Source organism: Sphingobacterium sp. UBA6320 (genome assembly GCF_002440335.1).
Lineage (GTDB): Bacteria > Bacteroidota > Bacteroidia > Sphingobacteriales > Sphingobacteriaceae > Sphingobacterium.
In genome coordinates this window covers 79,289-91,308 of the sequence record NZ_DJTA01000007.1, presented here as the reverse complement: position 1 = coordinate 91,308, position 12,020 = coordinate 79,289, and the positions used below count along the sequence as shown (strand labels likewise).

Here is a 12,020-nt window from a genome sequence, read left to right as displayed (position 1 = left end):
TTTGAATTTGATATAAGTTTCATGATAAAAGAACAGAGGCTATTTTAATAGAGTCAGTTTTGGATCGCAGCAGATGCTATTTTCTTTTTTCCATTCGAACTAAATATTGGTCATGCTCATCTTCAAATAAAATTTGAACAACCCAGTTCAATTCATGAGCAATGTTAATGAGCATTTTTTGGTCCAGATATAACCACTTAAATTTCTCTCCAAAATTGCCTTGATATTGATATTGGTAATTAATTTCTCCAAAATAATGTTCTGGACGCTTTATTTTATACTCTTCATAAAGATAATCAATATTTGAAGTATCAAAAATAAGTTGACCTCTTGAAGTCAATAATGATTCAGCATGATGTAATAATTTTTTAAATCCGTCAATATCTCCAGCCAGTCCAATCCCATTCATCAAGAATAACAGTGTGTCATATTGTTCACCTTTAAATTGATAAAAGTCGTTATGATGAATTTTTTGAACACCCCGTTGCTGCATGATTTGGCATGCAATATTCGATATTTCTAAAGCCTCAACATCAAAATTTTTGTCTTGTAAATATAAGGTGTGACAACCGGCACCAGCACCAACATCCAAAACACGACCGTCACATAGAGAAAGTGCGATAAATTCTAATTCAGGAATATCTTCTTGGTCACGAAAAAATATATCTACTGGCATTTCTTCAATATCTCCATAACTACTATGTAAAAGTAGAGGAGCTATCTCTTTTTGGTGGAGGTAATAATCATTTAAGGCTTCGCCGTATATATCTCTAGTCATGTATCATTAATATTTGTTTTGCCAATTTGATGGTAGCGGGGTCGCCTGTGTTTTTTTTAGGTTCATCAGATAGTTTTATGACCTGAGTCCATTCATCATCCTCGGGCTGAGTTTCAGTCATCTTAATCACGATGTTCATTTGTTTTAATCCCACATCGTTAGTGAAATTTGTTCCAACTCCAAATGAATACCCAATCTTTCCTTTGCAATATTGTGTAATATGAGCGACTTTTTCATAATCTAATCCGTCGGAAAAAATAATGGTTTTTGATAAAGGATCGATTCCCTTATTGACATAATGTGAAATTATTTTCTCGGCAAACTCTATGGGATCTCCACTATCATGTCTTACCCCATCAAATAGTTTCGTAAGTTTCTTGTCAAATTGTCTAAAGAATACTTCTGTTGTATAGGTATCGGATAATGCAATTCCTAAATCACCTCGATACACATCTGCCCAATGCTCTAAGCCTAGTAAATTTGCCATTTTGAATCCATATTTAGCAGCATGAAACATAAACCATTCATGCGCATGCGTGCCGATTGGTTTAGTTTGATATTGCATAGCAAGGTGTACGTTACTTGTTCCGATGAAGGTACCGGCGCCATATTTTTTTAAAGTTTCCACAACAAGTTGATGTACATGATACGAATGTCGTCTTCTTGTACCAAAATCTGCAATTGTGATGGCCAACTTTTTATATTTCTCAATTTTATTTCTAGCATCAGTGATTACCTGTTCATCTGATAAGCGCTCCTGTTCCGTGACTTCATAGTAAAGCTCACATATTAAAGACATAACAGGAACTTCCCACAGGATTGTACGATACCAGTAACCCTCAATTTTAACTTCTAAATCATCACCATTCTGGATAATAGTGATCTCTTCAGGATCATACCGATAGCCTTGTAAAAAGTCAAAATAAGTTGGATCGATGTAGGGACAGTTTTGCGCAAAAAATGTTTTTTCAGCTTTGGTCAATTTTAATTTTGCCATTGCGTCAATTGCTTCTCTTAATTTTTGATCAAATCCTGGGGGATATTTATGCTGTCCACGATTTATAAATTGATATCGAGCCTTTGCTTTGGGAAAGAGCTTGACAACAGCATATTGCATCGTGAACTTGTAAAAATCGTTATCTAGTATAGATGTAAGTTGAGCCATTCGCCTCGTTTTATTAAATAAATAATGATGTAAATTTACTAATTAACATCAATTTAAGGTAATTGTTCGAAAAATGAAACTTTTGCGCCATGGTTTATGGGAATAAAAAAGAGGTTTGATAATCCAATACCAAACCTCTTTTAAACGAATCTTGTTTTTGTTTATCTGGTGCGCGAACCACTATTTGTGCTACGTGCTGTGCCTGATTGTGATGAACTTCTTTCCACATTGCTGGTTGAAGCTCTACTCGAAGAACCTCTTTCTGCCGAGTTAGATTGCACTCTCGCTGGACGTTCAGTATTATTTGACGGAGCAGTTCTACTACTTCTAGTTTCACTTCCAGAAGTGTTTTGCACTCTCGCTGGACGTTCAGTATTATTTGACGGAGCAGTTCTACTACTTCTAGTTTCACTTCCAGAAGTGTTTTGTACCCGAGCTGGACGATCAGTCGTATTCGATGGTGCAGTTCTGCTACTTCTAGTTTCACTTCCAGAAGTATTTTGTACCCTAGCAGGACGTTCCGTTCTCGATTGTTCTACAGCAGGAGGATTACTTGAAGATCGTTCAGTACGAACTGAAGTATTATTGTTTTCAGTTGACGGTACTCTTTCTCTCGTATTTCCTGTAGTAGTTGTATTCGTTCTTGTCCGACTATTACTGTTATTTCCATTATTATTTACACGACTGTCTACATTTTGTGTTCTATCCACCGTATTGCTATTATTTCTAGAACGCTCAGTTGTTTTATTCCCTGTGTTTGAGTCTGTGCTTGATCTCACGGTCGCATTTCCACTATTGTCAATATACAATTCGCGGTTACCTCTTGTACTGGTCATGTTATCTCTCGTGGAGATCACTCGATCATTTCTATTTTGTAAGGTCGTATTGTTGCTTCTTGTACGAGATGAAGCTTCAGCAACTCGGCTTGGTCTTGCATCTGTTCTAGAGTTACGATCCACATTTGGACGGTACATATCAACGCTACTTCTAGTCACACGTGATGCTCCTGGTCTTCCTGCATCGTTGATACTTCTTACATGGACACGTCTACCTGTACTTCTTTCAATATCCGATCTTCTTGGACCACCATAATAGTTTCTATTGTTAATGATAACCGTGTTGTGGATAATTGTCGTATTATTATAAAAATTATTATAATTTCTAGGATGTACATAGTAACGATCTAATCTATTACTATAAATATTAGATGATCCAACAAATACCCATAAATTCATAGGTAGGTTGATCGAGATATTTATTCCCAAAGGTGCCCAGCCATAATAACCAGATCCCTCTCTCCAATTTACCCATGCAGGTCCCCATTCATAATCTGGAATCCATGCCCAACCATAATTGTTATTGTATTCCCATCTTCCATAGTGGAATGGTGCCCAACCCCAAGAATAGTTCGATACCCAGGTATTGCCATATTCAGTCATAGTCCAATATCCGTTAGTAGAATAAGGTTGAAAATTAGGACCTACATCAGGAATCCATATATAGCCGTAAGTACGATCGTTTACCCAATCACCATAGGGGGCTAATTCATCATAAAATGTTTGAAAAGATACACCACTATTATAATTTGAGTATCCACGTTGCGCTATGGATGACTTTGGAATCGCAAAAAATAGTATAGTAAATACTGCTATAGCGATTAGTTTTATATGTTTAACTTTATTCATGACAATTCAATTTTATAAATTGTGAAATTATAGAATCTTTGTAGGTATGACAGGTTGAATTAGCAAATGGTTTAATCCATGGTATGTTTTTTGATGAAGGCAAAACTTTATGGAGATTATTTTGTTGTTTTCTAGGATTATAAGAAAGCTTAGTCTCAAAGTAAGTGATTATGGGATGATAATAATTACCTATTTTTTGTACCTTTATCCCTTCATTCGTGTTATAGAATTATTATACACAGGAAATATTTATTTTAATGTTAAATAAACTTCGATCATTTTTTACTGAATTTGCAAATATTCATCGTTTCTTACTTCGATTTTGGCGCGAACTTGTTACACCACCATATGAATTTAAGGAAATAATACGGCAATGTTTTGAGATAGGCTGGAAATCCTTGCCCTTGATTAGTGTAACGGGCTTTATTGTCGGGTTTGTTTTCACAAAACAGTCACGTCCTTCATTGGAAGAGTTCGGAGCTACCTCTTGGTTGCCTTCTTTGATTTCTATTGCGATCGTACGTGCTTTAGCACCTTTAGTGACAGCATTAATTGCTTCAGGTAAAATCGGTTCGCAGGTAGGAGCAGAGTTGAGCTCTATGAATGTGACCGAACAGATTGATGCCATGGAGGTATCGGGGACCAATCCATTTAAATTCTTAATCGTTAGTCGCATCATCGCGACAACAATCAGTATCCCTATTTTAACTTTTTATGTTGCAGGAATTGGGCTGCTAGGTGGATACCTGAGTTTGGCATCCAAAGATGATTTAAGCTTTTTAAGTTTCTTTACGCAAGTATTTGAAACCATTGGCTATCAAGATTTATGGGCGATGGTGTTTAGAGCTGTCGTATTTGGTTTTACAATTGGAGCAGTAAGTTGTTATTGTGGATATTATTCCTCAAAAGGGACAGAGGGTGTGGGTAAAGCAGCTAATGCTGCGGTTGTTGCCTCTATGTTCTTAGTTTTTATTGAAGAGATTATTATTGTACAAATTTTAGCGATAATAAATTAGGTATGGAAAAAGCTAAAACACATATTGATTATCAGGATGCTGTTATTACCCTACGTGGGGTCAGTAAATCATTTGGTGAAAATCATGTTTTGAAAAATGTAGATCTAGATTTATACCGTGGAGAAAACTTAGTCGTATTGGGACGATCAGGTACAGGTAAATCAGTCCTGATTAAGCTTATTGCGGGTTTATTGAAGCCAGATAACGGAACAATAAATGTTTTAGGGATTTCGGTCAACGATTTAAGAGATCATGATCTGATGAAACTACGTTTAAAAATTGGATTTTCATTTCAGAATAGTGCTTTGTACGACAGTATGACTGTTCGGGAAAACTTGGAATTTCCATTGATACGTAATAAAAGAAATCTGACAAGAACAGAAATTAATAAAGAAGTAGAAGATGTATTGGAGGGTGTAGGGTTATCACAAGCGATTAATCAAATGCCTTCAGAATTATCAGGAGGTCAACGAAAAAGAATTGGTATCGCGCGTACATTGATCTTACGTCCAGATATTATGATGTACGATGAGCCTACTGCGGGATTAGATCCGATCACTTGTTTAGATATCAATAGTCTAATCAATGAAGTCCAGCTGCGTTATAAAACCTCATCCATTATTATTACACATGATTTAGCTTGCGCGCGATCAGTGGGTGATCGCATTGTAATGCTATTAGATGGGAAATTTGAGAGACAGGGATCTTTTAAAGAAATATTTGAAACAAATGATGCGCGAGTTAAAGCGTTTTATGATTATAATTTTATTGTTTAATTAAATGAGCAAAGCAGAAAATAAGAGAGCAGTGATAGTTGGACTATTTGTTTTTATAGGGTTAGCTATTCTGATTGCGGGTATATTTATACTGGGTAGCCAGCAAAAGAAATTTACAAAAACCTTTGAAATTACGACATCTTTTCCTGATGTCGCTGGTTTGAAAGTAGGAAGTAATGTTTGGTTTTCAGGTGTTAAAGTTGGTATTATAAAAAATATTCATTTCAAGAATCTACAAGATGTCGAAGTTGTGATGACGATCGAAGAAAAATCTGCTGAATATATCCGTAAAGATGCCATTACCAAATTGGGATCTGACGGTCTTATTGGTAATAAGATTATTGTGATATCGGGTGGTTCTCAAAATGCACCTTCAATCGAAGCGAACGACTTTCTTCGTTCGGCAAAAGCTGCTGATATGGAGGCAATGATGGAAACTTTGCAGTTAAATAATCAGAATCTGGCAAAAATTACTACAGATTTCGTAGAGATTTCACGCGGGTTGGTGGAAGGTCGAGGAGTGGTTGGCTCTTTATTGACCGATACCGCTTTAGTATCATCTTTACAGCAATCCTTACGTTCGATCAGTCAAGTGATGGCGAGCGCAAATACAGCGACTTCAAATCTTGTTTTATTGACTGATAAATTAAATTCTAAAAAAGGTTTAGTACACGATTTGGCAACGGATACCGCAGTATTCGCAAGTTTAAGATCATCGGCAGCGCAGTTACAGGGTGTATCTCAAACGGCTAATGCTTTGATGACAAACTTAAATGCCGCATCAAATAAATTAAATAATAAAGATAATGCTATCGGTACATTGATCAACGACCCTACAGTTGGCAATGAACTCAGAGAGGTCGTACGGAATTTAAATACAAGTACAGCTAAATTGGACCAGAATATGGAAGCTTTGCAAAGTAACTTTTTGCTAAGAGGTTTCTTTAAAAAGAAAGAAAAAGAAACAAAAAAGGCTAATCAGCAAGCACTGAAAGATTCGATACAATAGAATATTATATTTTTAACAAAAAGTAAAGGACAATTTTCATGTAAAATTGTCCTTTACTTTTTTTCGGTATTCCGATTAGCTGTATCTTTGTTTTAATAATCAGCAAATCACTTAGTCTATAAATTCTGATTATAGAAGGATTTTATTTTATTTAAATGCATTATATTACAGATAAAGATGTTATATATGAGGATAATCACCTCATTGCCATCAATAAAAGAGCAGGGGATATTGTTCAAGTAGATGATACAGGTGATAAGTCTTTAGAAGAGATGGTAAAGGAATATTTAAAACATAAATACCATAAACCTAATGAGGCTTTTCTAGGCGTTATCCATCGTTTGGATAGACCTGTTAGTGGATTAATTGTTTTTGCCAAGACAAGTAAATCACTAGAGCGTATGAATAAACTGTTTAAAGATCGACAGGTAAAGAAAACATATCTTGCTGTGGTCAGACAAAGGCCAGTGGAACCCGCTGGAAAATTGATTAATTGGCTTGTTCGGAATCGAGAAAAAATGGTAACTAAAGCGTTCAACAAAGAAGTGAAAGAAAGTAGTTATGCCGAATTAGATTATTCTTTGATCGGCGAGCTGAATGGGTTTCACCTATTGATGGTAGAACCCTTGACTGGACGTACACACCAGATTCGAGTACAATTGTCCACCATGGGATGTCCTATCGTTGGAGATAACAAATATGGTTATCCTAGAGGTAGTTCAAAAGGAAGTATATGTTTACATTCCAGATCACTGACTTTTATACATCCAATCAAAAAAGAAATGATGACATTGAAAGCTCCGTTGCAGGCTGATGGGTTTTGGGAGAAATTTTCAAAGTTTAAAGACTAGATCTCATCGGTATTTTAAGTATCTTTGTATTATGAAAATGTTTAAGTATTTGCTAGTTACATTGTTTTTGATTTGTACAATTACTGTAACACCTCTTAGTTCAGTACAGGCTCAGTGTGCTATGTGCTCTTTAAATGCCGAAAATTCGACCCAGAATGGCAATACACAAGGAAAGGGCTTAAATGATGGCATTTTATTTTTACTTGTTATACCTTATTTAGCTGCAGCTGGATTAGGTTTATTATGGTATAAAAAATTTCGCACCTCAAAACTGAATAAATCGCAAGAAAAAATTCTCTAAACTAAATCTATATGCCAACATCTAAAATTCATGCATTGATCCATTCAAAATGTCCAAGATGTCATGTCGGAAATATGTTTGAGGGATCTGTTTATGGTTTCAGTAAACAGAAGACAAAAGAGGTATGTTCCGTTTGTAATTTGACGTTTGAAATAGAGCCAGGTTATTTTTATGCAGCTATGTATGTGAGCTATGCCATGTCAGTAGCAGAAGTCGTCACTTTTGCACTCGCAACTGCTGTGCTTACTGGTAGTGAATCCCCTTGGACTTATATGTTAGTGCTTTTCGCAACGATCATTATCTTTGCGCCCTTCAACTTCCGTTATTCAAGGTTAGTTTTGTTGCATTTTATGACGCCTAAAATTAGTTATGATCCAAAGTGGGAGCTGATTAAAGAAAATATAAAAAAGGAGCGATAGTTATTATCTCTCCTTTTTTATAGATATTTCATCGTACTATCAAAAATGAAAGCTTTATCTTGATACTTAGATAAGATTACATTTTGTAAATGGATTAAATGATCTTGCTGAAATCGAGCAATATCTTCCTCTGAAGGCACCTGAATCTGTAAACAATACGTAATTCCTTCATGCGGAGAATGAAGCATTTCTAAAAAATGCGGATTGAAACTCGTGTTTGCTAGTAGATTTTCTTTAATCCAAGAAACTATTTCCTGATGTACTGATTCTTCTGATATAATGGATATGTTATATAAATACATAAAGACAAAAATATAAACTTTAATTGCCTTATTGAAATATATATTATTTATATTGAAATACAATAAAATCAAGATGTTCTTGTAAAAATAAGGTTGCACATGATTTGTTATTGGTATTTAATTTTAATCTTTGATTAAGTTGACGAATGAGATTGTTTATGCGCGCACACATTATATTTTCAATATTAATTATCACACTTTTAGGTATCAGCTGTTCTGAAAATAGAACAGAGCGAATACCTATTGAAAGTTTTTTCTCAACTCCTGAAAAAACTTCTTTTAAAATCTCTCCTGATGGTAATTTTATAGCATATATAGGTTTAGATAATCATTGCAAAAATATATTTTTATTAAATTTAAACAATAGAGATAGTTCAAAACAGCTTACCTATCAAAACGATATGAATGTCAATAGTTTTGTGTGGGGGGACAATGAAGAAATTATTTTCTCCATAGAGCAGGCTACTAATGATAGTTTAAGATTGTATGCGGTCAATATTCTTACTGATGCGCTTCAACCTTTAATAAAACCTATGAAAGCAAAATTTCGTTGGGTGCAACCTTCAAGATTATACGATAAAGGCATTATTGTAGCGATCAACAATCGTGATTCTTCTACTTTTGATCTTCATAAATTATATATTGATGGACGCAAATCTGAGGTTATCTTACAAAATCCAGGCAACATCAATGCTTGGTATATATCCAATGATGGTCAAGTAAGACTGGTCATGGCCAATGACAGTGTAGAAGAGTCCTTGATGTATCGCGCAGATAATCTTCAACCTTTCCATCAAGTCCTAAAAAATGATTTTGGATCGACTATTATACCCATGGGGTTTGTGAAAAATTCAACCACAAATATTTATGCGCTCTCCAATATCGGCAGAGATAAGCTCTCATTGATAGAGTATGATTTGGTTGGAAAAAGAGAAGTACATGAAATATTTAGCAATAAGGAAGTTGACTTAGATTGGGGGGACTATTCCCATTACACGAATGAGATGAACTATGCATCTTATACTGTGTCAAAAAAGAAACGATATTTTTTCAATGAAAAAGTTGCGCAAATTTTTAAAAAGATATCTGAAAAAACCAAAGGTTCAGAATTTGATGTTATTGATGTCGATGCCCAATTTGATAAAATTATAATCCGAACCTATACGGATACCAATCCAGGAGCGATTTATTACTTCGACTGTCAGGATAATGATCTTCATAAGCTTACTGACAATAATCCCAATTTGAAAGATCGTGATTTATCCCAGACAGAATTTATAAAGTATCAAGCACGAGATGGTAAGATCATTACCGGATTTATTACCTATCCATTACATGAAGATCGAAAAAATCTTCCAATGGTCGTTCTTCCTCATGACGGACCCAATCAACGAGAAGTTTGGGGTTTTGATCATGAAGCACAATTTTTAGCTAATCGAGGGTATGTCGTGTTTCAAATGAATTATCGAGGTTCAATAGGTTTTGGAAAAGAATTTTGGTCAGCTGGATTTAAAGAATGGGGAGGTAAGATCCAAGATGATATAACCGACGGAGTGAAATGGTTGATCCGCGAAGGAATCGCCGATAAAGATAGAATTGCTATCGTTGGGAAAGGTTTTGGTGGATATTCTGCATTACATGCAGCCTGCTTCAACTCCGATATGTATGCCTGTGCAGTATCGTACTCCGGCTTTACAAACCTATTTACTTATTTTAGAGATATTCCTCCATATGTAAAACCTTACTTACAAAAGTATTATCAAATCATTGGTAATCCTGTAAGGGAATCCGGTATGTTTAAGCAAATATCTCCTGTATTTCACTCCAATCGCGTGAAGATACCCGTATTGTTGGCACAAGGAGGTAAAGATAGGTTTAGCTCAGTGACAGATGCCAATCAATTTGTTCAAAAATTGAAAAATAATAATATTCCTGTTCAATATCTTTTAAAAGAAGAAGAAGGTAGAACATTTAAAAAGGAAGAGAATATAATTCAATATTATCAAGAATTAGAAAAGTTTTTGGATAAATACATCGGTAAATAGTGGGTGATGAGAGAAACAAGTTATAATTATCGTAAGAATTTTGGGTTACTTTTTGTTTTTTTCGCCTTTGTTACCTTACTCTATTTTGTTGTTGTTTTTGCCGCTCGTAATTATACGATTAATCATGTTGATAATGAATTTACCAATCGCAAATCAGAAGTCTTTGATTTGACATTAGTACCTTTCAATGATTTTTTTCAAAATCGTGTTCCTGAAGTTTCTTTTTATCAGGGATATCTCGATTCTCTGGAAGCCGGTAAATATGCTTATAGCGTCTTAAGCTCCTATCCCTTTGTCAAAGAAATAGCATTCTATGATATGCTATTTAGTAATGATGTCAATGCTTTGGCAGGTTTTTCGATCAATGGATTAAATATTAGACCCAAAACCTTATCCATATTTACCATAAACAATCGAGGCTTAAATAAAAGATATATTACCAAGCGCGAAGAGATGGGGCCATTCAATGATGAGTTGAATAGTATGGGAATCAAAATAGCCAGTTATATTGACAAATTACAGTCTAGCTCCAAGTTGACAGATCGCGATATCCTAAGAGTTTTTTATGCTACTCAACCTGGAAGAATTACCTATCTTAATATTCCACGAATCAATGATTTGTTGGTATATAAAGATATTATGGATACAAAATTAGATCATATTGTAAATTATGAACAGGATATGTTTGTTTTTAATGTGGATCCCACCTTACTAGAGGTCAAAAATATCTATCCAAATTTATATGAACGCATTGAAGTAGTTCCTATTGTGAGAGCACCAATTACTTCAGATATTAAAGAGTATGTGACCGAAATGCCTTTACCAGGCGCTTTGGCAGATTACAAATTATTATTCCATTCGGGTGAGTCCTTTATTTCAAAAGAAGTAAACCGAAGTTTTTTTCCTATTGTACTAGGTATCTCACTTGTTTATTTAATCCTGCTTGTTATTTTATACTTAATTTATCGAAATTTAGAAATTAATGGAAGGTTATTCAAGCTACAATACGATTTTATTAATAATTTGACACATGAATTCAAAACACCAGTCAGTGTCATTAAGATCGCAGGTAATAACATTAAAAGTGCACAATATTTATCCGATGAGGAGCGTATTATGTATGGTAACATATTAGATCAGGAATCTGATCGATTGAATAATTTGATGAATAAGTTGTTGTCTTTTAGTCAAATTGAAAATAAGACGATTAAGTTTAAAAAAGAAGAAATTGATTTAAATTCTTTTGTTGATAATATTGTCGCTTCTACACAGTTAAAACATGCTGATTTCAAAATTTCAAAGGAAATTAATGTCAAATCAAGTTTGCTAGCAGACCCCGTTTTATTGACCAGTGTGTTTCAAAATTTGATCGATAATGCTTATAAATATTCTGATCAAAAACGAAAAATATTAGATATTAAAATACAACAAAATAAAAAGAATTTTGTTATTATCTTTAGGGACGAAGGAATCGGCATAAATAAAAGTGAGTTTTCAAATATATTTAAGAAATTCTATCGCATAAAGAGTCAATACAATCAACAAGGAAGTATTGGTTTAGGTTTAGCCTTTTGTAAAGAGATAACAGAATTTATGGGAGGAGAAATTTCTGTAAAAAGTGAAGTAGGTAAAGGAACTACCTTTACACTCATTTTTTCAGTTTAAAATATAAT

At 34.4% G+C, this 12,020-nt stretch carries 11 protein-coding genes; 7 read left to right on the top strand and 4 right to left on the bottom strand.

The features are described 5' to 3' along the window. Positions 1-76: 76 nt before the first annotated feature. The 3 genes from B3P23_RS03270 to B3P23_RS03260 all read right to left on the bottom strand — a co-directional run bounded on the left by B3P23_RS03270 (position 77) and on the right by B3P23_RS03260 (position 3,628). Positions 77-778 carry a class I SAM-dependent methyltransferase gene (locus B3P23_RS03270; protein ID WP_293924477.1) on the bottom strand — a complete coding sequence of 234 codons (702 nt, stop codon included), beginning with the start codon at positions 776-778 and terminating at the stop codon, positions 77-79. Further along, positions 771-1,943 carry a nicotinate phosphoribosyltransferase gene (gene pncB, locus B3P23_RS03265; RefSeq protein ID WP_293924475.1) on the bottom strand — a complete coding sequence of 391 codons (1,173 nt, stop codon included), beginning with the start codon at positions 1,941-1,943 and terminating at the stop codon, positions 771-773. The genes B3P23_RS03270 and pncB overlap by 8 nt, the downstream gene beginning before the upstream one ends. 161 nt (positions 1,944-2,104) lie before the next feature. Then, a complete protein-coding gene (locus B3P23_RS03260) occupies positions 2,105-3,628 on the bottom strand; it encodes a DUF6600 domain-containing protein (protein ID WP_293924473.1) in 1,524 nt (507 codons plus the stop codon). A gap of 257 nt (positions 3,629-3,885) precedes the next feature. Here B3P23_RS03260 and B3P23_RS03255 point away from each other — a divergent pair, with 257 nt between their 5' ends. From B3P23_RS03255 to B3P23_RS03235, 5 genes are all read left to right on the top strand, one after another. Next, the gene (locus B3P23_RS03255) at positions 3,886-4,644 is read left to right on the top strand and encodes an MlaE family ABC transporter permease (protein WP_045753671.1); all 759 of its coding nucleotides are present in this window, start codon (positions 3,886-3,888) and stop codon (positions 4,642-4,644) included. A 2-nt stretch (positions 4,645-4,646) separates the two neighbouring features. After that, positions 4,647-5,420, top strand: a complete 774-nt coding sequence (locus tag B3P23_RS03250; RefSeq protein WP_045753670.1) for an ABC transporter ATP-binding protein — start codon at positions 4,647-4,649, stop codon at positions 5,418-5,420. 4 nt (positions 5,421-5,424) lie between these two features. Beyond that, positions 5,425-6,429 carry an MlaD family protein gene (locus B3P23_RS03245; RefSeq protein ID WP_108160724.1) on the top strand — a complete coding sequence of 335 codons (1,005 nt, stop codon included), beginning with the start codon at positions 5,425-5,427 and terminating at the stop codon, positions 6,427-6,429. 155 nt (positions 6,430-6,584) lie between these two features. Then, positions 6,585-7,280: an RluA family pseudouridine synthase gene (locus tag B3P23_RS03240; RefSeq protein ID WP_293924472.1), complete on the top strand. Its 696-nt coding sequence runs from the start codon at positions 6,585-6,587 to the stop codon at positions 7,278-7,280. A 312-nt stretch (positions 7,281-7,592) separates the two neighbouring features. Further along, on the top strand, positions 7,593-8,000 hold the full coding sequence (locus B3P23_RS03235) for a DUF983 domain-containing protein (RefSeq protein ID WP_045753666.1): 408 nt from the start codon (positions 7,593-7,595) through the stop codon (positions 7,998-8,000). 17 nt (positions 8,001-8,017) lie between these two features. Here the strand turns inward: B3P23_RS03235 and B3P23_RS03230 are convergent, their stop codons facing one another. Beyond that, positions 8,018-8,302 (bottom strand): DUF4286 family protein, encoded by a 285-nt coding sequence (locus tag B3P23_RS03230; protein WP_248754653.1) that lies wholly within the window; start codon positions 8,300-8,302, stop codon positions 8,018-8,020. Between the two features lie 158 nt (positions 8,303-8,460). Between B3P23_RS03230 and B3P23_RS03225 the strand changes: the two genes are divergently transcribed. Together B3P23_RS03225 and B3P23_RS03220 are read left to right on the top strand one after the other, a co-directional pair. Then, a complete protein-coding gene (locus B3P23_RS03225) occupies positions 8,461-10,347 on the top strand; it encodes an alpha/beta hydrolase family protein (protein WP_293924471.1) in 1,887 nt (628 codons plus the stop codon). 6 nt (positions 10,348-10,353) lie between these two features. Next, entirely contained in the window at positions 10,354-12,012 is a 1,659-nt protein-coding gene (locus B3P23_RS03220; RefSeq protein WP_045753664.1) for a sensor histidine kinase, read from the top strand. Positions 12,013-12,020 lie beyond the last annotated feature (8 nt).

What these genes read in the sequence shown, in the direction of transcription:
- B3P23_RS03225 (WP_293924471.1), top strand. Translation starts at nt 8,461, where the DNA reads ATGCGCGCACACATTATATTTTCAATATTAATTATCACACTTTTAGGT.
- B3P23_RS03260 (WP_293924473.1), bottom strand. Translation starts at nt 3,628, where the DNA reads ATGAATAAAGTTAAACATATAAAACTAATCGCTATAGCAGTATTTACT.
- B3P23_RS03235 (WP_045753666.1), top strand. Translation starts at nt 7,593, where the DNA reads ATGCCAACATCTAAAATTCATGCATTGATCCATTCAAAATGTCCAAGA.
- B3P23_RS03220 (WP_045753664.1), top strand. Translation starts at nt 10,354, where the DNA reads ATGAGAGAAACAAGTTATAATTATCGTAAGAATTTTGGGTTACTTTTT.
- B3P23_RS03245 (WP_108160724.1), top strand. Translation starts at nt 5,425, where the DNA reads ATGAGCAAAGCAGAAAATAAGAGAGCAGTGATAGTTGGACTATTTGTT.
- B3P23_RS03230 (WP_248754653.1), bottom strand. Translation starts at nt 8,302, where the DNA reads ATGTATTTATATAACATATCCATTATATCAGAAGAATCAGTACATCAG.
- B3P23_RS03240 (WP_293924472.1), top strand. Translation starts at nt 6,585, where the DNA reads ATGCATTATATTACAGATAAAGATGTTATATATGAGGATAATCACCTC.
- B3P23_RS03255 (WP_045753671.1), top strand. Translation starts at nt 3,886, where the DNA reads ATGTTAAATAAACTTCGATCATTTTTTACTGAATTTGCAAATATTCAT.
- B3P23_RS03250 (WP_045753670.1), top strand. Translation starts at nt 4,647, where the DNA reads ATGGAAAAAGCTAAAACACATATTGATTATCAGGATGCTGTTATTACC.
- B3P23_RS03270 (WP_293924477.1), bottom strand. Translation starts at nt 778, where the DNA reads ATGACTAGAGATATATACGGCGAAGCCTTAAATGATTATTACCTCCAC.
- pncB (WP_293924475.1), bottom strand. Translation starts at nt 1,943, where the DNA reads ATGGCTCAACTTACATCTATACTAGATAACGATTTTTACAAGTTCACG.